This is a genomic window from Stenotrophomonas sp. GD04145 (genome assembly GCF_029835135.1).
Taxonomy (GTDB): domain Bacteria; phylum Pseudomonadota; class Gammaproteobacteria; order Xanthomonadales; family Xanthomonadaceae; genus Stenotrophomonas; species Stenotrophomonas maltophilia_P.
The window spans coordinates 32,154-51,114 of sequence record NZ_JAODZG010000011.1 but is presented as its reverse complement, the minus strand read 5'-3'; the positions used below and the strand labels follow the sequence as shown (position 1 = coordinate 51,114).

Genomic DNA, 18,961 nt, shown 5'->3' with positions numbered 1-18,961 from the left:
GCCGGCTCAGCCCTCGTTACGCGGGATCGCGAAACGGTAGCCGCGGCCGCGCACGGTCTCGATCGGCTTCAGCTCGCCGTCCGGGTCCAGCTTCTTGCGCAGGCGGCCGATGAACACTTCCAGCACGTTCGAGTCGCGGTCGAAGTCCTGCTGGTAGATGTGCTCGGTGAGGTCGGCCTTGGAGACCAGTTCACCGGCATGCATCATCAGGTACTCCAGCACCTTGTACTCGTAGCTGGTCAGGTCGACATTGCTGCCGGAGACGCTGACCGTCTGCGCGGCGAGATCCAGTGCGACCGGGCCGCATTCCAGCGTCGGCTTGCTCCAGCCGGCGGCGCGGCGCAGCAGCGCGTTGACGCGGGCCAGCAGCTCTTCGACGTGGAACGGCTTGACCAGGTAATCGTCGGCGCCCTGCTTCAGGCCCTCGACCTTGTCCTGCCAGCTCGACCGCGCGGTCAGGATCAGCACCGGGAACTTCTTGCCCTCGTCACGCAGCGCCTTGATCAGCTCCATGCCCGACATCTTGGGCAGGCCGAGGTCGATGATGCCGACGTCGAACGGGACTTCGCGCCCCATGTAGAGGCCTTCCTCGCCGTCCTGCGCAGCATCGACGGCAAAGCCTTCGCGCTTGAGCCGGGCTGCCAGGGTCTCACGCAGCGGGGCTTCGTCTTCGACCAGAAGGATACGCATGAACTCTCCCTAGTGTCCTGGGTGTGGCCCGGAGGCCAGTGGGGTACGGGTTGATAGCGACAACTATCCCTGTTCAGGGGTTATCGCCGCGTAGTGAAGACATATCCGACCGCGGCGTGCGCGGCTGTGAACGCGACGGGGCGGGGTCGTCCATGTAGCGGACCCGGCCCCGGTCATCCATGTACTTGACCCGGTTGATATCACGACCATCGAACGGCACCCGTTCGGCGCCCAGGATGTGGCCACCGGTGGTGCGCTGCACGCGGCGCACGGCATCGGACAGCGAGCGCTCGTCGCCACGGCCACCCCGCTCGCTCCGCTCCATCATCTCCGCCCGGCCGTGTTCCGCACGCGGGGGCTGCTGTGCCATTGCCGACGACAGCGGCGCAGCCGCCAGCACCACGCAGGTGGCCAGGGCAATGCGGCAATGGAGGGGAGCGGAAGACATCGATGCGATCCTAGCCGAGCACGGCGATTCGTTCAAAAGTCGTAAATCCGGGAACCGGGTACGGGACCCGGTCTTTACAATTCCTTTGCAAATTCTTGGTTTGGGGCAGTGAATCCGATCTGAACTTTTCCGGGCGAACCGCAGGTTTGTTCATCTAAGTGAACATTCGGGACGAATCGGCCGGCGTTGTCAAGTCAGGAATGTGACGGGCATCACGCCGCGGCACGATCAGCGTCGCGCTCGGTGACGGCAAGGGCCTGTTCGACCAATGTCCAGTCGGCGCCTGGACGGTGCGCACCCTCGCTCAATACCTGGCGGAACGCGCGCCCACCGGGCTGCCCATGGAACAGGCCGAGCAGGTGACGGGTGATGTGCTTCAGGGCCATGCCCTCGCCCAGACGGGCCTCGACATACGGGCGCAACGCGCGCAGCAGATCCGCGCGCGGCCGCAGCGGCGTACCGGTGTGCAGCGCTTCCAGCTGATGCAGCAGATAGGGATCGTGGTACGCGGCCCGGCCCAGCATCACGCCATCGACATGGCCGGCCTGGGCCTGCACGGCTTCGATGCTGGCCAGGCCACCGTTGAGCACCACCGGCAACGCGGGCCGCTCCCGCTTCAGGCGGTAGGCCCAGTCGTACTTCAGCGGCGGAACCTCACGGTTCTCCTTGGGCGACAGGCCCTTCAGCCAGGCATTGCGCGCGTGCACCACCACCATCGCTGCACCGGCAGCGACCTGGCGGTCGACGAAGCGGGCGAACGCCTCGTACTCGTTGTCCTCATCCACGCCCAGACGGCACTTCACCGTCACCGGGATGTCGACCGCATCGACCATCGCGGCCACGCATTCGGCCACCAGCACCGGCTCGCGCATCAGGCAGGCACCGAAGCGGCCCGCCTGCACGCGATCGGACGGGCAGCCGCAGTTGAGGTTGACCTCGTCGTAGCCCCAGTCCACGGCGATGCGCGCGGCCTGCGCCAGCAGGGCCGGATCGCTGCCACCCAGCTGCAGGGCCAGCGGCTGTTCGCTGCGGTCGAAGCCGAGCAGGCGCTCGCGGTCACCATGGATGACCGCGTTGGCGTGCACCATCTCCGTGTACAGCCGCGCCCCGGGCGCCAGCACGCGGTGGAACACGCGGCAATGGCGGTCCGTCCAGTCCATCATCGGGGCGACGGACAGGCGCAGGGAATCGGCGTAACGGGCGGTGGCGGACGTCATCGGGGTGCTGATTGTGGAGACTGGCATTGCCAGTGAGATCAATAGTTTACACCGGGTGGCTGAATGACGCCGGGGCGTCAGGCGGTGTGCGAAGCGTCGGTGCCCGATTGCCGGTGTGGCACACGCCGCCATCCCATCAAATACGAATGAGAAGTGATATCATTTGAGCGCCGCATGACGATGTGCGGCATGGATGTCCCAAGCAGACGGAACATGTAATGCAGCAACGCACCTATATCGAACTGGTCCTGGAGCTGTTCGCCTTCATCAGCCTGTGCATGGCGATGACGACCTCCGGCACCCCGGTGCTGGTTTTTGGTCTCACAACCATCCTGCTCACGGTATGGATACCCTTCCAACGGCGCGAGATTCATCGCTTCACCCGCGCCGTGTCGATTGCGCTGGTCATTGCGGCAGCAGCCAGGATCGTCATTCATTTCCTACCCAATCCATCCATCTAGGAATCGAATTCGAGGAGGCTGTTCCGATACGCCACTGCGGTGGCGTTGTTGCTCTGTGCGCCGGGCGCGCACGCGCAGGTGGAGCAGATACAAGATACCCCGTGCGAAGGGTGTTCATACGCTCAGATGCAGGCGGCCGCGCTCCCGCCGCAGACACGCCGGTTCCGGCAACCGTATACGATGCATTGCAGAGCCCGGCCAGGATGAACAACGCGATCGAGCAGTTGAATGCCTCCTGGCTCGCCCGCGGGTATGCGGCGCACATGACGTTCGTCAATTTGGTCAGCGGAAAGAACATCTCGCTGACTGCGGGCCGCCCGGTGACCACCCTGAACTTCGCCGATGGCTCCAGCATCAAGGCCTCGTACGACATCGAGATGAAAAGCTGGGCGCCTATTCCCGGCACCGGCCGCGACGTTCACGGCAACCCGGTTCCAGAGACGAAAGCAGACGTTGCCAAGGACGGCAAGCCGGTGGTGTACGAGTTCCCCGGTGGCATCACCAGTGACGCCTACATGGACTTCAGTCGCTACCTCTTCGATCTGGGCGTGCGCCCCAACATCGGGCCGGGCGACAACCAGATGATCTGCACCAGCGAAGTGATGGACGCCGACATGCGGGTGGAAGTCAGGTGCATGGGCCGCAGGCACTGATGCAACAACGCGGGTGACCGCCGCTGCGGTCACCCGGGTGCCCCCTGCCGAAGCGCTTATGGACCCATGTCCCAGCACAGGTGGCGGCGATTGATGAGTGCGAACTCAGTGCCCGCCGCCGCGCCCACCCACCTGCTCGATCAGCGTCTGGCTGGCTGCATTGAGCCCCACCACCGTCACTTCCGCTCCATGCGCGGCCAGTTTTTCCTGCGCGCGCTCCAGCGCGGCCACGGCGGTCAGGTCCCACAGATGGGCATCGCGCAGATCAATCTGCACCTTCGGTGCCACGTGCTGGTAATCAAACGCCGCGCCCAGCTGGCCGGCGGAAGCAAAGAACACCTGTCCGCGCACGCGGTAGACCTGCGTGTCGTCCGCCTCCTCGCGCTGCACCTCCAGCATGCGGCCCACCTTGCGCGCGAAGAACAGGGCCGACAGCAGCACACCGCTGAGCACGCCCTTGGCCAGGTCGTGGGTGGCGACGGTGACCACCACGGTCAGCAACATCACGGCCGAGGAACTGCGCGGGTGCGTGCGCAGGTCGCGCAGCGAGCGCCAGCTGAAGGTGCCGATGCTGACCATGATCATCACCGCCACCAGTGCCGCCATCGGAATCTGCCGTACCAGGTCGCTGCCGTACACCACCATCGCCAGCAGCACGACGCCGGCCACCAGGCATGACAGGCGACCGCGGCCGCCGGAGCTCACGTTGATGATCGACTGGCCGATCATCGCGCAGCCGGCCATGCCGCCGAGGAAGCCGGTGACCGTGTTGGCCACGCCCTGGCCGACGCATTCGCGGTTGCGCTCGCTGGGCGTTTCGGTGATGTCCTCGACGATCTGCAGGGTCATCATCGATTCGAGCAGGCCGACCACGGCCAGCGTGGCCGACACCGGCAGCAGGATGCGCAGCGTTTCCCAGGTGAGCGGTACATCGGGAATGAGGAAGCGCGGCAGGCTGTCGGGCAGCTGGCCCATGTCGCCGACGCTGCGCACGTCGATGCCGAAGCCGATCACCACGGCAGTGAGCACCACGATCGCCACCAGCGGCGACGGCACCACCCGGGTGATGCGCGGCAGCAGGTAGATGATCGCCAGCGCGGCCGCACACAGCACGTACACGGTCGGGCCGCGGCCAACCAGCTCGGGCAGCTGGGCGAGGAAGATCAGGATCGCCAGCGCGTTGACGAAGCCGGTGATGACCGAGCGCGAGACGAAGCGCATCAGCGAGCCCAGTTTGAACACACCTGCCAGCACCTGCAGCAAGCCGGCCAGGATGCTGGCGGCGAACAGGTACTGCACGCCGTGGTCCTTGACCAGGTCGACCATCACCAGCGCCATCGCGCCAGTGGCAGCAGAGATCATGCCAGGGCGGCCACCCGCGATGGCGGTGATGACGGCGATGGAGAAGGCGGCGTACAGGCCGACCTTGGGGTCGACGCCGGCAATGAGCGAGAACGCGATGGCCTCGGGAATCAGGGCCAGGGCGACGACGATGCCGGACAACAGGTCGCCACGGACGTTGCCGAGCCATTGCTGGCGCAGGGGATAGGACGTTTGCATGGGAAAGCTCCGCGCGCAGGCGGGCGTGGCCGCATGGCGCTGCAGTGGAAAGACACGGGTTCCTGAGCCGGGCGGGCCGGCTGCCGATGTGCGGCAAGGGTCAGGGTGGCGTGATCACTGCAGGCGGGTGTCGGTACGTGGGAGGGGCGCAGTCTACGGGAAGCGGCTGCATGAAGGTAGCGCGGTCGGCCGCCAGACGCAGCGGAGCATGGCTCCGCTCTACAATCGGGTCATGGCTACCGATCGCCCCCACTTCTTCGACCCCACCACCGAACAGGGGGTGCTGCGCCTGTCGATTGCCGGTGCGTTGCTGCTGGCGCTGACTGCTGTGGTGTTCGGCCTGCTGGCCAATTCCTCGCTCATCATCTTCGATGGCATCTACGGGCTGATCGATGTGGTGATGACCTGGCTGTCGCTGCTGGTCGCGCGCCTGATCGCGCTGTCGACCAACACCGATGCGCTGCAGTCGCGCCTCAACCAGCGCTTTACCATGGGCTTCTGGCACCTGGAACCGATCGTGCTGGGCGTGAGCGGCACGCTGATGATCGGTGCGGCGCTGTATGCACTGGTCAATGCCGTGGACGCGCTGATGTCCGGCGGCCGCCACATCGCGCTGGGGCCGGCGATGATCTTCGCCGCGCTGTCCCTGCTGGCCGAGGCAGCGCTGGGCGTGTTCGTGCTGCGCGCCAACCGCCGCATCGGTTCGGAGTTCATCGCGCTGGACGCGAAGAACTGGATGATCGCGGCCAGCATGTCGGCCTGCTATCTGGTCGCCTTCCTGGGCGGCGCGCTGGTGCGTGGCACCGCGTGGGACTGGATCGGGCCGTACATCGACCCGGCCATCCTCGCCTTCGTCTGCGTACTGGTGATGATCGCGCCGCTGGGCACGGTGCGGCGGGCATTGGCCGGCATCCTGCTGGTGACTCCGCCGGAGCTGCAGGCCCACGTGGACGCGGTGGCGCGCACGATCGTCGCCAGGCATGGCTTCGTCGAACACCGAAGCTATGTGGCGCAGGTGGGACGTGGCGAGCAGATCGAGCTGTTCTTCGTGGTCCCGGCCGATGATCCGCCGCGGCCCCTGCGGGAGTGGGACCAACTGCGTGACGAGATCGGCGATGCACTGGGCGAAGCCTCGCCGGACCGGTGGCTGACGATCATGTTCACCACCGATCGGGAATGGACGATCTAGACAGGCAGGACGATCGGTCAAATTTCTCAGACGGTCTGTCACCCATCGTCCTTGGAAAGCGGGCAAAGTAGGCTCCAACGCACTACCACCCACTGACCAGGAGCATCCCGATGTCCATCGAAAAGGTTCTGTACACCGCCCAGGCGACCTCCACCGGCGGCCGCGAAGGCCGTTCCGTCTCCTCCGACAACGTGCTCGACATCCAGCTGTCGACCCCGCGCGAGCTGGGCGGCGCGGGTGGCCCGGGCACCAACCCGGAGCAGCTGTTCGCCGCCGGCTACTCGGCCTGCTTCCTGGGCGCGCTGAAGTTCGTGGCCGGCCAGGCCAAGGTCGCGCTGCCGGCCGACACCACCGTGACCGGCAAGGTGGGCATCGGCCAGATCCCGACCGGCTTCGGCATCGAGGCCGAGCTGACCATCAACGTGCCGGGCGTGCCGCGCGAGCAGGTTGAAGCGCTTGTGCAGAAGGCGCACATCGTGTGCCCGTACTCGAATGCCACCCGCGGCAACATCGACGTGACGCTGATCGTCGCCTGACCGCAAAAAAATGGGCGGATACCGGTCGAAACCAGGCATCCGCCCATCCCACCCCGGGTGGGCCCCGGCACGCGGCCGGGGACGCATTCGCTTACTTCTCGCTGGTGATGAGCTGTACGACGCTGGAGAAATCCAGCTTGCCGCGCCCGGCCTGGTGATTCATCGAATACAGGTTGCGGGCCACTTCACCCAGCGGGATCGAGGCGCCGACACTCATCGCCGCTTCCACTGCCAGGCCCATGTCCTTGAGCATGAGGTCGCTGCCGAAGCCGCCGCTGTAGCCACGCGAGGCCGGCGCATTCTCCAGCACGCCCGGCCACGGATTGCACACTTCGGTGGCCCAGCTGCGGCCGGTGCTCACCGCCATCATCTGCGACAGCACCTTCGGGTCCAGACCGTGCGCCACGCCCAGTGCGATGGCCTCGCCGGTGACGGCCATGATCACGCCCAGCGCCATGTTGTTGCACAGCTTGGCCACCTGGCCGGCACCACTGGCGCCAACGTGGAAGATGTTCCTGCCCATCGCCTGCAGCACCGGGCGCGCACGCTCCAGTGCATCCTCTTCACCACCGACGATGAAGGTGAGGGTGCCGGCCTGGGCACCGGCCGTGCCGCCGGAAACCGGCGCATCAATCATCTGCAGGCCGCGTGCAGCCGCCGCTTCGGACACCTTGCGGGCGCTGGCCGGAGCGATCGTGCTGCAGTCGATGACCAGCGCGCCGGCCGGAATCGCGGCGAGAATGCCGTCATCGCCGAGGTACAGGCCTTCGACATGGCGACTGGCCGGCAGCATCGAAATCACCACCTCGGCGTCGGCCAGGGTGTCACGAGCTGACGACGCGGCACCGGCACCGGCGTCGACGGCGGCCTGCACGGCGGCCGGCACCAGATCGAACACGCGCACGGTGTGGCCGTTCTTGACCAGATTGGCGGCCATCGGGCCACCCATGTTGCCCAACCCAATGAATGCAATGCGGCTCATGCCAGGCTCCTTTCAGCGGCAGGGGTACCCAGGTCGGCCAGCGGATGCGCGGCATCGGCCCAGGGCGAAGCGAAGAACGTATCGGCCCACGCGGCGCTGGCCTCGGCCAGCGTGGCCGGGTTCCACGACGGCGTGCGGTCCTTGTCGATCAGCAGCGCACGGATGCCTTCGGCGAAATCGCCGTGGGCGGCGCAGTGCAGGGCGACGATGTATTCCAGGCGGTAGACCGCAGCCAGATCCTGGCCCGCGCAGCGGCGCTGCAGCTCGAACGCCAGCCGCGCCGAACCGGGCGCGCCGGCCGCGAGGGTCTTCTGGGCGGCCTGCAGCCAGGCATCCTCGGTCTGCAGGTGGGCGATGCCTTCGACGATGGCATCGAGGTCATCGCCGCCGCACAGTGCGTCGACCTTCGCCGCGTTGGCCAGCAGCGGACCGGTCGCGGCATCGCTGGCATACGATTGCAGCAGGTGGCCCAGGCGCTCGTGGTTGCTCGCGGCGTCGCGCGACCAGGCCACCTGCAGCAGTGCATCGAACACATCGCTGCGGCGCGCTTCGGCCACGTGCACGTCGGCCAGGCCGGCATAGATCGCATCGCCCGGGTTGAGCAGTGCACCGGTCAAGGCCAGGAACAGGCCCCCCTTGCCTGGCACGCGCGGCAGCAGCCAGCTGCCACCCACGTCCGGGAACAGACCGACGGTGATCTCCGGGAACGCGAGCTTGGAGCGCTCGCTGACCACGCGGTGGCTGGCACCGGACATCAGGCCGATGCCCCCTCCCATGACGATGCCATGGCCCCAGCACAGGATCGGCTTGGCATAGGTGTGGATGAGGTAATCCACGCGGTACTCGACGTCGAAGAACTCGGCCGCGTAGTCGTTGTCGCGGATATCGCTGCGGCCGGCCTCGCGGAATGCACGCATGCTCTGGTACAGGCTGTGCAGGTCACCGCCGGCGCAGAACGCCTTCTCACCGGCGCCCTGCAGCACCACCATCGCGATGCCGTCGTCGTCGGCCCAGGCATTGAGCTGCTTCAGCAGCAGGTGCGCCATCGGCAGCGAGAAGCCATTGAGCGTGCGCGGCGCGTTCAGCGTGGCGATGCCGATGCGCGCGCCATTACCGGCCACGCGCTCTTCGAACAGGACCGGCGCTTCGTCGGCGACCGTGGTCATGCGTTCTTCCACTGCGCGGCGCGCTTTTCCAGGAAGGCGTTCACGCCCTCGACCTGGTCGGCGGTATCGAACAGATCGACGAAGGCCTCGCGTTCGGCCACCAGCGCCGAGGCGTGGGTACCGGTGCGGGTGGACTGCACCAGCGTCTTGCAGGCCGCGATGCTGGTCGGGCTCTGCTTGCCGGCCTTCTTCGCCCATTCCAGCGCCAGCGCCTTGGACTCGCCCTTGCCGACCTTCTCCTCGGCCAGGCCGATGCGCAGCGCGGTCTCGGCATTGATGCGCTCGCCCAGCAGGATCATGCGCTTGGCCCAGCCCTCGCCCACCAGCCGTGGCAGGTTCTGGGTACCACCGGCGCACGGCAGCAGGCCGACGGTGGCCTCCGGCAGCGCGACCTGGGCGTGGTCTTCGATGATGCGCAGGTCGCAGGCCAGCGCGCATTCCAGCCCGCCGCCCATCGCATAGCCGTTGATTGCGGCGATCGACACGCCGCGGAAGCCGGACAGCGCCTCGAAGGCTTCGCCGAAGCGGCGTGCGGCCTCGCGCGCGGCGGCCTTGTCGCCGGAGGCGAACTGGTTCAGATCTGCGCCGGCGGAGAAGAACTTTTCGCCGTCACCGGTGATCACCAGCGCGTAGATGTCGCGGTCCGCATTGAGCGCAGCCACCAGGTCGCGCAGCGCGGACAGGCTGTGCACGGTCCAGGTATGCGCCGGCGGGTTGTGCAGGGTGACCACGGCGGTGTGGCCATCGGCCTCGACCTTCAGGCCCACGTGCTCCTGGGTACGCCAATCCTTCATCGCAGTTCCTCTTCGGTGTTGAGCAGGTGACGGGCAACGATCACCCGCATGATCTCGTTGGTGCCTTCCAGGATCTGGTGCACGCGGCAGTCACGCAGCAGGCGTTCGATCGGGTATTCGCGGATGTAGCCGTAGCCGCCGTGGATCTGCAGCGCTTCGTTGCAGACAGTGAAACCGGCATCGGTGGCGAAGCGCTTGGCCATTGCGCACCACACGTTGGCGTCGCTGGCGCCGGCATCGAGCTTGCGCGCGGCGGTGTGCACCATCTGCCGGGCGGCCACCAGCTGGGTGACCATGTCGGCCAGCTTGAACTGCAGTGCCTGGAACTCGGCCAGCGCCTTGCCGAACTGGCGACGCTCGCCCATGTAGCGGCGTGCGGCATCCAGCGCGCCCTGCGCGGCACCCAGCGAACAGGCGGCGATGTTGATGCGGCCGCCATCGAGTCCCTTCATCGCCAGCTTGAAGCCACCGCCTTCCTCGCCCAGAAGGTGGCTGACCGGCACGCGGACGTTCTCGAAGGTGATGCCACGGGTGGGCTGGCTGTTCCAGCCCATCTTCTCTTCCTTGCGGCCGAAGCTGATGCCCGGCAGGTCCGACGGCACCGCGATGGCGCTGACGCCGCCGGCACCGGCACCGCCGGTGCGCGCCATCACCACCAGCAGTTCGGTGGCGCCGGCGCCGGAGATGAAGGCCTTGGCGCCGTTCAGCACGAAGTGGTCGCCATCGCGCACGGCGGTGGTTTTCAACGAGGCCGCATCGGAACCGGCGCCCGGTTCGGTCAGGCAGTACGAGGCCAGCTTGATGCCCGCCGCCAGATCGTTGCCCCACGCGTCGCGCAGTGCCGGCTGACCCCACTTGGACACCATCCACGAGGCCATGTTGTGGATGCTGATGTAGGCCGCCGTCGAGGGGTCGACACTGGCGAGCTCCTCGATGACGACGGCGGCGTCCAGCCGGCTCAGGCCGCTGCCGCCCACTTCCGGGTCCATGTACAGCCCGCAGAAGCCCAGTTCACCGGCCTTGGCGATCGCCTCGCGCGGAAAGATGCCCTCCGCATCCCATCGCGCGGCGTGCGGCGCCAGTTCGGCCAGTGCGAAGTCGCGGGCGGCCTCGCGGTAGGCCTGCTGCGCTTCTTCCAGTTCCGTCGTCATCGAGTGGCTCATGGCTGCTCCTGCCGTTACTTCAGGCTGATCGTGGTGTTGACGCCGTGGCTCAGCGTCTCGTCATCGAACCAGCGCGCGGTGACGGTCTTGGTCTGGGTGTAGAACAGCACCACCTGCTTGCCGTACGGGCCCAGGTCACCCAGCTTGGAGGCGCGCGAACCGGTGAAGGAGAACAGCGGCACCGGCACCGGGATCGGCACGTTGATGCCGACCTGGCCGACGTCGATGTCTTCCTGGAACCTGCGCGCGGCGGCGCCGGACTGGGTGAACAGTGCGGTGCCGTTGCCGTTCGGGTTGCTGTTGACCATCGCGATGGCGTCTTCCAGCGTTTCCGCTTCCAGGATCACCAGCACCGGCCCGAAGATTTCTTCCTGGTAGATGCGCATGTCGGTGGTGACACCGGCAAAGATGGTCGGGCCGACGAAGTTGCCCTTCTCGAAGCCATCGACCTGCGGATTGCGGCCGTCGAGCACCAGCTGCGCGCCCTGCTCCACGCCCGAGGCGATCAGGCCTTCCACGCGCTCGCGCGCGCTGCAGGAAATCACCGGGCCGACATCGGTACCGGACACGGTGCCACCGCTGACCTTCAGGGTCTTGGCCTTGGCCACCAGATCCTGCACCCAGCCGCGCGCTTCACCCACCAGCACCAGCGTAGAGGCCGCCATGCAGCGCTGGCCGGCGGCACCGAAGGCGGCACCGACCATCGCATTGAGGGTCTGCTCCTTGTTGGCATCCGGCAGCACCACGGCGTGGTTCTTGGCGCCCATCATGCACTGCACGCGCTTGCCGGCCAGCGACGCACGGTTGTACACGTGGGTACCCACGCGGGTGGAACCCACGAAGGAGACCGCCTTGATGTCCGGGTGGTCGCAAATCGCGTTGACCACTTCCTCGCCACCGTGGACCACATTCAGCACGCCCTTCGGAATGCCGGCTTCCAGCGCCAGTTCAACTAGGCGCATGGTGACCATCGGGTCCTGCTCGGACGGCTTGAGAATGAAGGTGTTGCCGGTGGCGATGGCCATCGGGAACATCCACAGCGGAATCATCGCCGGGAAGTTGAACGGGGTGATGCCGGCGCACACGCCCAGCGGCTGCATGATCGTGTAGGTATCCACGCCATTGGCCACGTTGTTGGCCAGCTCGCCCAGCTGCAGGTTGCCGATGGCGGCGGCGTGCTCGACCACTTCCAGGCCGCGGAACACATCGCCTTCGGCATCCGGCAGGGTCTTGCCCTGTTCGGCAGTGAGGATGTGCGCCAGCTCGCTCATGTTCTCGCGGATCAGCTGCTGGTACTTCAGGAAGATGCGCGCACGGGTGCCGATCGGGGTCTTGCGCCAGGTCTTGAACGCTTCCTTGGCGGCGGCCACGGCAGCGTCCACTTCAGCGGTGGTGGCGAACGGGACCTGGGCCAGCACGTCCTGGGTGGCCGGGTTGATCACGTCCTGCCAGTGGGAGGTCGCCGATTCGACGAACTGGCCATCGATCAGCATGCGGATACGGGGCGCTGCAACAGTCATGACGACATCCAGGGGTGCGAAAGATGCTTGGCATTATTCACAGCCGCCGCCTCGATTTCCGGCCTGAATCCGCTTAATCTGGCCAACACCCCTCACGATTCCTGTTAATTCTGTGAATCTGCCATCCTCACAGCGCCAGCTGGGCCTGCGCCTGCTGCGCCTGCGCGAGCAGCGCGGCTACAGCCAGATCGACCTGGCCCGCGCCCTGGGCCTGTCTGCCAGCTACCTGAACCAGATCGAGCGCAACAAGCGCCCGTTGACGCCCGCCGTGCAGAAGAAGCTGGGGGAGGTGTTGGGCGACGTTTCCGCCCTGTTCGACGAGGATGAACCCGCGGCATTGCAGGAATCATTGGCCGAAACCCTGCGGGACCTGGGGCTGGCCGACGTCAGTGCCACCGAGCTGCGGGCACTGGCCGGCAACCTGCCGCAGGTGAGCCGGGCGCTGCTGGACCTGCATCGCCGCCACCTGGCGTTGCGGGAACATGCCGCCGCACTGGAGTTCCAGCTGGGCGAACCCGGTGCCGGCAGCACCCTGCCGGCGGGCGACCAGGTGCGCGAGTTCTTCAACCGCATGCACAACCACATCCCGGAGCTGGATGAGCTGGCCGAGCGGTTATTCGCCGAATGGGGACTGTCGCCGGGACACGTCGCCCCGCGCCTGCGCCAGTTGCTGGCCGATCGCCACGGCGTGCTGGTGGAAGTGACTGCCTTGCAGGCCGGGCGCGAGAAGCGCCACTACGATGCCGGTGCCCGCCGGCTGTGGCTGCCGGACTACCTGGAGCCGGGCCAGCAGGCCTTCCAGATGGCCGCCGAACTGGCACTGCATGGCTACCTGCCGCAGATCGATGCGGTGATTGCCCGCGCCGGATTCAGCGACGAGGCGCGCATCGCGCAGGCGCGCATCGGCCTGTCGAACTATTTCGCCGGGGCCCTGGTAATGCCCTACCTGCGCTTCCTGCGTGCGGCCGAAGCCAGCAGCTACGACATCGAGCTGCTGGCGCACCAGTTCGGTGTCGGCTTCGAAGCAGTCTGCCACCGGCTGAGCACGCTGGCCCGCCGCAGCGCGCCCGGCCTGCCGTTCTTCTTCATCCGTGTGGACCGCGCCGGCAACGTCTCCAAGCGTCACTCGGCCACCGACTTCCACTTCTCGCAGGTGGGTGGCTCATGCCCGCTGTGGATCGTCTACGAGGCGTTCAACCAGCCCGGCCGCATCCTGACCCAGACCGCGCGCATGCCCGATGGGCGGCGCCATTTCTGGCTGGCCCGGCAGGTCAGCAGCGGCCCGGTTGGTCACGGCCAACCACGCAAGACCTTCGCAGTGGCGCTGGGCTGCGACCTGCAGCATGCCGAGCGGCTGGTGTATTCGCTGGGGCTGGATGTGCAGAGCCCCGGCAATTCGGTGTCGATCGGCCCGGGTTGCCGGGTGTGCCCGCGCGAGGACTGCATGCAGCGCGCGTTCGCGCAGCTGCCGGGGCGATAGGGTTGGCTCGGCAGGGCTGCGCCCTGCACCTGCACAGCACTAAGCAACGGCAACGGCAAAAGCTGGCATTCCGTGGGATGGCGGGGCGGGGCGGGTCCGGTTGCGGGGGACGGCGCAAGTACGTCCATGTAGCCTCGGTCGCGCCATCCATGGCGCTCACGCCCCCGCAACCGGACCCACCCCGCCTTCGACAGATCTCCGCAAGCTGTCAGAACGACGCATTGCCCTGGTGGGTGTCGACCTTGGTCGACACGAACCCTGGCGATGAGCCACCGCAGGGATCAGATCGTGCCGACCAAGGTCGGCACCCACCAGACAAGGTCGGCACCCGCCGGAACAGTTCAATCGGCTGCGGCAGCGGTCAGTAGATCGGCGTCACCTTCATCTGCGGCAGCGGCCGTGGTGCGCCGTCGGTGAGGTCCGGGCCAAGATCCTCCCAGCTGCGGCCCTGCTCCACCATCAGCCCCCACAACTGCTGTGACGCCAGCCGCTTGTCCTCCGAGCCCAGCTTGTACGACGGTGGCGACGGCACGCCGGCAGCCACCATCGTGTACGCCGCCCGATAGGCCAGCACCTGCTGCGCGGGATCGTCGGTACGCGCCACTTCCAGCGTGTAACGCTGGTAGGCCGAGGCCAGGTTGCGCCAGCGGATCCAGTAGTGATTCTCGAAGGAGAACGCGCAGAAGCGCGCACCGGCCAGGCTGCCCTTGTCGGCGATGCGGGTCAGCACCTCCTGCGGCATGTCCAGGTTCATACCGCCCTCATCCCCCTGCAGGGTGACGTGCACGATGCGGTCGCGATAGCCCGGCGCACGCGCCTGCAGCAGGTCACGCCAGTTCTGCATGGTTGCCACCACCGCGAACAGGAAACGGCCGAGCTCGCCGGCCGCCACCGGTGCGGCGATGGACTGGTAGGTGCGTTGCCAGCCATGACGGTTTTCGCTGGGCAGGAACACCGCTCGCTCCAGCGCCTGCCGTGCATTACCGCCGGAGCTGACCTCCTCCGCATGCTGTGGATAGACCAGGTTGATGGCGAAGGTCGGCCAGCGCGGCAGCGCCGCGTCGAACAGATGGATCGGGAAGTTGCTGCTGATGCCCCCATCGGAGAACCAGCAGATCCGGAAGGCGGTGATCACCGGGCCGCAGGCCTGGCCGGCACTGGTCAGCCCCTCCATGCTGTCGGCCACGTTGTGTTCCGGATCGGAGGCGGTCGCTCCAGGCTCGCAGCGGCGCTCGCGGCGCGAGGGCTCATGCAGCGGCACTGCGCTGATCAGCAACGGGAAACTCAGGCTCATCCGCGTTGCCACCAGTACCGGCAGCTGCGGCCCCTGCGGCAGGCGGTAATAGAGTCGTCCATCCACGCCCAGCGGCGGACCCGCATGGTTGACCAGCCACTGCACCACGCTGGCCGGGAACAGCTGGTCGAACTCTTCGCGCAGGAACCAGAACTGCGCGCCGCCCAGCGGCAGCGTGCGGGGTTCGTTGTGCGATACGCAGGTGGTGATCATCTGCAGGGTGATGGCATGCGGGCTGTCCGGCTCGTCGGCATAGCGCGGCGCATCGTGCAGGTCGGCAAAGGTAAGCGGCACATCGGCCGGCTTGCCTGACAGCTGCTGCAGGCAGCCGTGCAGCCATTCCGTCAACGCCGGCCGGCGCGCGTCGCTGCCGAGGCCGCTGCACAGGCCCAGCAGATTGCGTCGTGCCACCCGCGCGACCCGCAGCGCGGCCCCGGCCACGCCAGCGCCGTAGGCGCACAGCAGGGACGGCAGCAATGTTGCCGCCACTCCACTCCAGCCGCCGCCCCACGCGCCCAGCGCGAGCAGCAATGCCAGCGACACCAGCACTTCCAGCGGCGCGATCTGGAACACGGCGATGGCCAGGCACAGCAGCTTGCGGGGCCAGCCTGCATTGCCAGTCAGCACCACCAGCAGCCGATAGGCTGCACGCGCGCCCCGCGCCGGCTGGAACAGACCGTAGATGAACCCGCGCCGCGACAGCTGCGCCGACACCGCCGACAATCCACCGTACCCGGCATCGCCGGGCAGCGACTCGCCCGCCTGCTGGCGGCGATCACCATAGGCCGCCGCCGCCGCCACCGCGGCGGCGATGGCGCCCGCCGAGGTGCCACCGATGCTCTTGAAGCGATACTCGCGCGCCAGCGCCAGTACCGCATTGGGGTACACGATGCCGCTGGTGATGCCACCTTTCATGACCAGATCGCAGTACTTCGCCGCCACACGTCACCTCCCGTCCGTCGGTGGCCAGTATCGCAAGCCGGCCTCTCACTGCCTGAGAAAGGCGCCACATCCCGGTGGTGTGATGCCAGGCCTTGACCATTGCTGCCAACCGGCCTACCTTGTGCACGCCGAAGGTATTCATCTCTTCATGCGAATGAAGGGATGAATTTAAACGGGAATCCGGTGAAGGCGCTTCGCGCGCCCATTCCGGAGCTGCCCCGCAGCGGTGAATGGAAACGAATCCTGCCAAGAGCACTGGGCTCGCGCCTGGGAAGCGGCAGGTAGTAGGTGGGCTGCGGCCCGCGTCCAACAGCCCGAATACCGGCCCCGGCCGGGGGACACGACCGTCCCCTGACTCGACCTGGAATCTCCGCGGGGAGGTTGCCGGGGCCGTCGTCGTCCTGCGCCTGCAGGGTGCGCGGCCACGTGCGTCCTTTTCACGGCATCCGGTTCGCCCGCGGGGGCGAAGGTCGCTGGCAAGACGCCCGTGGGCCGGCAACGGCACGCGTCGTCCTGCGGTTCCTTCGTTCCTCAATGCCGACATGCAATGAGGACACGCTGCAATGACCACTGTTACCAACCTGGGCTTTCCCCGCATCGGCGCCAAGCGCGAACTGAAGCGGGCGCTCGAACGCCATTGGGCCGGCGAGGACGACGCCGCCACCCTGCAGGCCACCGCCGCGGCGCTGCGTGCCCGGCACTGGCAGCTGCAGATCGAGGCGGGCGTCGATGTACCGCCGAGCAACGACTTCAGCCTGTACGACCAGGTGCTCGACACCGCATGGCTGTTCGATGCCATTCCCGAACGCTACCGCGAGCTGGCCGCGCACGATCCACTGGCCGCCTACTTCGCCACGGCCCGTGGCCTGCAGCGCGATGGCATCGACCTGCGCGCGCTGGAGATGACCAAGTGGTTCGACACCAACTATCACTATCTGGTGCCGGAACTGCACGCGGGCCAGGCCTTCGCCCTGCGCGGTGACAAGCCGCTGGCCGAGTTCAACGAGGCCAGGGCGCTGGGCATCCATACCCGTCCGGTGCTGCTGGGGCCGGTGAGCTTCCTGCTGCTGTCCAAGACCACCGACGGCAGCACCGCGCTGGACCTGCTGGATGCGCTGCTGCCGGCCTATGTGCAGCTGCTCGGCCAGCTGGCCGACGCCGGTGCCGACTGGGTGCAGCTGGATGAGCCGCTGCTGGTGCAGGATCTCGACGCCGATGCGCAGGCAGCCTATGAGCGCGCCTATGCCCGGTTGGCCACGGCACGGCGTCCGAAACTGCTGGTCGCGACCTATTTCGGTGCGCTCGAGGACAACCTGGCGTTGGCCACCGGCCTGCCGGTGGACGGACTGCACGTGGACCTGGTGCGCGCGCCGGAGCAGCTGGACGCCGTGTTGAAGGCGCTGCCGGCCGAGCGCGTGCTGTCGGCCGGCCTAGTCAACGGCCGCAACATCTGGCGCACCCATCTGGACAACGCACTGATCCTGGCCCGGTTTGCCCAGGTGGACCGCGGCGCCGACCGGCTCTGGCTGGCACCGTCCTGTTCCCTGCTGCACACGCCCGTGGATCTTGCGCTGGAAAAGAAGCTTGATGACGAACTGAAGGGCTGGCTGGCGTTCTCCCGGCAGAAGCTTCAGGAACTGCGCCTGCTGGCCGACGCGCTCGATGGCAGGGTGGATGCGGAAGCAGGCCTGGCTGCCAACCGCGCTGCGCTGGAGGGGCGTCGTCGCTCGCCACGCGTACACAACCCGGCCGTGGCCGCACGCCTGGCCGCGCTGACCGTTGCCGATGCGCAGCGGCACACCGCCTACCCGCAGCGCCGCGCAGCGCAGCATGCGGCGCTGCAGCTGCCGCTGCTGCCCACCACCACGATCGGTTCCTTCCCGCAGACGCTGGAGGTGCGCGAGGCACGGGCCCGGCACAAGTCCGGCAAGCTGGGCCTGGCCGAGTACGAGGCATTCCTGGAACAGCAGACCGCGCATGCGGTACGCGTGCAGGAAGCGCTGGGCCTGGACGTGCTGGTCCACGGCGAGTTCGAGCGCAACGACATGGTCGAGTACTTCGGCGAGCAGCTGGAAGGCTTCGCCTTCACCGGCAACGGCTGGGTGCAGAGCTATGGCTCGCGCTGCGTCAAACCGCCGGTGATCTTCGGCGACGTCAGCCGCCCGCAGCCGATGACGGTGCGCTGGTCCAGTTACGCGCAATCGCTCACCGACAAGCCGATGAAGGGCATGCTGACCGGTCCGGTGACGGTACTGCAGTGGTCGTTCGTGCGCGACGACCAGGAACGCGATGTGACCTGCCGGCAGATCGCGCTGGCCCTGCGGGACGAAGTGCAGGACCTGGAAGCAGCCGGCATCGGCGTGATCCAGGTGGACGAGCCGGCCATCCGCGAGGGGTTGCCGTTGCGCCGCGCCCACTGGCGCGCCTACCTGGACTGGGCGGTGGAATCGTTCCGCATCAGTACCAGCGGCGTGCGCGATGCCACCCAGATCCACACCCACATGTGCTATTCGGAGTTCAACGACATCATCCACTCGGTCGCAGCGATGGACGCGGACGTGATCTCGATCGAGACCTCACGCTCGCGCATGGAACTGCTGGATGCCTTCGTGAAGTTCAACTATCCCAACGAGATCGGCCCGGGCGTGTATGACATCCACTCCCCCCGCGTGCCGGACAAGGCGGAGATGGTGGACCTGCTGCGCAAGGCGCTGGCCGTGCTGAAGCCGGAGCAGCTGTGGGTCAACCCGGACTGCGGGCTGAAGACCCGCGGCTGGCCGGAAACCCGCGCTGCACTGCAGGCACTGGTTGCCGCCGCAGTGGAACTGCGTGCCGAGCACACCGACGCCCGCGTCGCCTGACCTGT

Annotated in this window: 16 protein-coding genes and 1 riboswitch; of the genes, 6 read left to right on the top strand and 10 right to left on the bottom strand. The window is 67.2% G+C overall.

The genetic code is table 11. The features are described from left to right. Positions 1 to 6 precede the first annotated feature (6 nt). The 3 genes from N7367_RS08345 to dusA form a co-directional block, all read right to left on the bottom strand. Complete coding sequence (locus N7367_RS08345) at positions 7 to 690, bottom strand: response regulator transcription factor (RefSeq protein WP_053520384.1); 684 nt, start codon at positions 688 to 690, stop codon at positions 7 to 9. A gap of 73 nt (positions 691 to 763) precedes the next feature. After that, complete coding sequence (locus N7367_RS08340; RefSeq protein ID WP_053520383.1) at positions 764 to 1,138, bottom strand: hypothetical protein; 375 nt, start codon at positions 1,136 to 1,138, stop codon at positions 764 to 766. Between the two features lie 212 nt (positions 1,139 to 1,350). After that, positions 1,351 to 2,382, bottom strand: coding sequence for a tRNA dihydrouridine(20/20a) synthase DusA (gene dusA, locus N7367_RS08335; protein ID WP_279942180.1), 1,032 nt, complete (start codon positions 2,380 to 2,382; stop codon positions 1,351 to 1,353). Positions 2,383 to 2,573: 191 nt separating this feature from the next. Here dusA and N7367_RS08330 point away from each other — a divergent pair, with 191 nt between their 5' ends. Further along, the gene (locus N7367_RS08330; protein WP_279942179.1) at positions 2,574 to 2,816 is read left to right on the top strand and encodes a hypothetical protein; all 243 of its coding nucleotides are present in this window, start codon (positions 2,574 to 2,576) and stop codon (positions 2,814 to 2,816) included. A 203-nt stretch (positions 2,817 to 3,019) separates the two neighbouring features. Beyond that, positions 3,020 to 3,469 (top strand): hypothetical protein, encoded by a 450-nt coding sequence (locus tag N7367_RS08325; RefSeq protein WP_253119909.1) that lies wholly within the window; start codon positions 3,020 to 3,022, stop codon positions 3,467 to 3,469. 105 nt (positions 3,470 to 3,574) lie between these two features. On the opposite strand, the gene N7367_RS08320 is transcribed toward N7367_RS08325, so the two are convergent. After that, complete coding sequence (locus tag N7367_RS08320; RefSeq protein WP_279942177.1) at positions 3,575 to 5,029, bottom strand: SulP family inorganic anion transporter; 1,455 nt, start codon at positions 5,027 to 5,029, stop codon at positions 3,575 to 3,577. A gap of 208 nt (positions 5,030 to 5,237) precedes the next feature. Here N7367_RS08320 and N7367_RS08315 point away from each other — a divergent pair, with 208 nt between their 5' ends. After that, positions 5,238 to 6,218: a cation transporter gene (locus N7367_RS08315; protein ID WP_053520135.1), complete on the top strand. Its 981-nt coding sequence runs from the start codon at positions 5,238 to 5,240 to the stop codon at positions 6,216 to 6,218. Between the two features lie 110 nt (positions 6,219 to 6,328). Beyond that, positions 6,329 to 6,754: an organic hydroperoxide resistance protein gene (locus tag N7367_RS08310; RefSeq protein WP_049464150.1), complete on the top strand. Its 426-nt coding sequence runs from the start codon at positions 6,329 to 6,331 to the stop codon at positions 6,752 to 6,754. Between the two features lie 91 nt (positions 6,755 to 6,845). Here N7367_RS08310 and mmsB read toward each other — a convergent pair whose 3' ends face one another. The 5 genes from mmsB to N7367_RS08285 are packed head-to-tail and all read right to left on the bottom strand — an operon-like array spanning position 6,846 to position 12,379. After that, on the bottom strand, positions 6,846 to 7,736 hold the full coding sequence (mmsB, locus tag N7367_RS08305; protein ID WP_065174196.1) for a 3-hydroxyisobutyrate dehydrogenase: 891 nt from the start codon (positions 7,734 to 7,736) through the stop codon (positions 6,846 to 6,848). Then, the gene (locus N7367_RS08300; RefSeq protein ID WP_279942176.1) at positions 7,733 to 8,902 is read right to left on the bottom strand and encodes an enoyl-CoA hydratase/isomerase family protein; all 1,170 of its coding nucleotides are present in this window, start codon (positions 8,900 to 8,902) and stop codon (positions 7,733 to 7,735) included. The genes mmsB and N7367_RS08300 overlap by 4 nt, the downstream gene beginning before the upstream one ends. Then, complete coding sequence (locus N7367_RS08295; RefSeq protein ID WP_053520138.1) at positions 8,899 to 9,696, bottom strand: enoyl-CoA hydratase; 798 nt, start codon at positions 9,694 to 9,696, stop codon at positions 8,899 to 8,901. The genes N7367_RS08300 and N7367_RS08295 overlap by 4 nt, the downstream gene beginning before the upstream one ends. Further along, positions 9,693 to 10,859 carry an acyl-CoA dehydrogenase family protein gene (locus tag N7367_RS08290; protein ID WP_065174194.1) on the bottom strand — a complete coding sequence of 389 codons (1,167 nt, stop codon included), beginning with the start codon at positions 10,857 to 10,859 and terminating at the stop codon, positions 9,693 to 9,695. Before N7367_RS08290 ends, N7367_RS08295 begins: the two co-directional genes overlap by 4 nt. Positions 10,860 to 10,873: 14 nt before the next feature. Then, positions 10,874 to 12,379 carry a CoA-acylating methylmalonate-semialdehyde dehydrogenase gene (locus tag N7367_RS08285; RefSeq protein ID WP_053520140.1) on the bottom strand — a complete coding sequence of 502 codons (1,506 nt, stop codon included), beginning with the start codon at positions 12,377 to 12,379 and terminating at the stop codon, positions 10,874 to 10,876. A 112-nt stretch (positions 12,380 to 12,491) separates the two neighbouring features. On the opposite strand from N7367_RS08285, the gene N7367_RS08280 reads away from it, so the two are divergent. Then, positions 12,492 to 13,859: a short-chain fatty acyl-CoA regulator family protein gene (locus N7367_RS08280; protein WP_053520141.1), complete on the top strand. Its 1,368-nt coding sequence runs from the start codon at positions 12,492 to 12,494 to the stop codon at positions 13,857 to 13,859. A gap of 361 nt (positions 13,860 to 14,220) precedes the next feature. Here N7367_RS08280 and N7367_RS08275 read toward each other — a convergent pair whose 3' ends face one another. Continuing rightward, entirely contained in the window at positions 14,221 to 16,068 is a 1,848-nt protein-coding gene (locus N7367_RS08275) for a patatin-like phospholipase family protein (protein WP_279942175.1), read from the bottom strand. A gap of 142 nt (positions 16,069 to 16,210) precedes the next feature. Beyond that, positions 16,211 to 16,440, top strand: a riboswitch (cobalamin riboswitch). 218 nt (positions 16,441 to 16,658) lie between these two features. On the opposite strand from N7367_RS08275, the gene metE reads away from it, so the two are divergent. After that, complete coding sequence (gene metE, locus N7367_RS08270; RefSeq protein WP_279942173.1) at positions 16,659 to 18,956, top strand: 5-methyltetrahydropteroyltriglutamate--homocysteine S-methyltransferase; 2,298 nt, start codon at positions 16,659 to 16,661, stop codon at positions 18,954 to 18,956. Positions 18,957 to 18,961 lie beyond the last annotated feature (5 nt).

What these genes read in the sequence shown, in the direction of transcription:
- N7367_RS08345 (WP_053520384.1), bottom strand. Translation starts at nt 690, where the DNA reads ATGCGTATCCTTCTGGTCGAAGACGAAGCCCCGCTGCGTGAGACCCTG.
- N7367_RS08340 (WP_053520383.1), bottom strand. Translation starts at nt 1,138, where the DNA reads ATGTCTTCCGCTCCCCTCCATTGCCGCATTGCCCTGGCCACCTGCGTG.
- dusA (WP_279942180.1), bottom strand. Translation starts at nt 2,382, where the DNA reads ATGCCAGTCTCCACAATCAGCACCCCGATGACGTCCGCCACCGCCCGT.
- N7367_RS08330 (WP_279942179.1), top strand. Translation starts at nt 2,574, where the DNA reads ATGCAGCAACGCACCTATATCGAACTGGTCCTGGAGCTGTTCGCCTTC.
- N7367_RS08325 (WP_253119909.1), top strand. Translation starts at nt 3,020, where the DNA reads ATGAACAACGCGATCGAGCAGTTGAATGCCTCCTGGCTCGCCCGCGGG.
- N7367_RS08320 (WP_279942177.1), bottom strand. Translation starts at nt 5,029, where the DNA reads ATGCAAACGTCCTATCCCCTGCGCCAGCAATGGCTCGGCAACGTCCGT.
- N7367_RS08315 (WP_053520135.1), top strand. Translation starts at nt 5,238, where the DNA reads ATGGCTCCGCTCTACAATCGGGTCATGGCTACCGATCGCCCCCACTTC.
- N7367_RS08310 (WP_049464150.1), top strand. Translation starts at nt 6,329, where the DNA reads ATGTCCATCGAAAAGGTTCTGTACACCGCCCAGGCGACCTCCACCGGC.
- mmsB (WP_065174196.1), bottom strand. Translation starts at nt 7,736, where the DNA reads ATGAGCCGCATTGCATTCATTGGGTTGGGCAACATGGGTGGCCCGATG.
- N7367_RS08300 (WP_279942176.1), bottom strand. Translation starts at nt 8,902, where the DNA reads ATGACCACGGTCGCCGACGAAGCGCCGGTCCTGTTCGAAGAGCGCGTG.
- N7367_RS08295 (WP_053520138.1), bottom strand. Translation starts at nt 9,696, where the DNA reads ATGAAGGATTGGCGTACCCAGGAGCACGTGGGCCTGAAGGTCGAGGCC.
- N7367_RS08290 (WP_065174194.1), bottom strand. Translation starts at nt 10,859, where the DNA reads ATGAGCCACTCGATGACGACGGAACTGGAAGAAGCGCAGCAGGCCTAC.
- N7367_RS08285 (WP_053520140.1), bottom strand. Translation starts at nt 12,379, where the DNA reads ATGACTGTTGCAGCGCCCCGTATCCGCATGCTGATCGATGGCCAGTTC.
- N7367_RS08275 (WP_279942175.1), bottom strand. Translation starts at nt 16,068, where the DNA reads ATGAAAGGTGGCATCACCAGCGGCATCGTGTACCCCAATGCGGTACTG.
- metE (WP_279942173.1), top strand. Translation starts at nt 16,659, where the DNA reads ATGACCACTGTTACCAACCTGGGCTTTCCCCGCATCGGCGCCAAGCGC.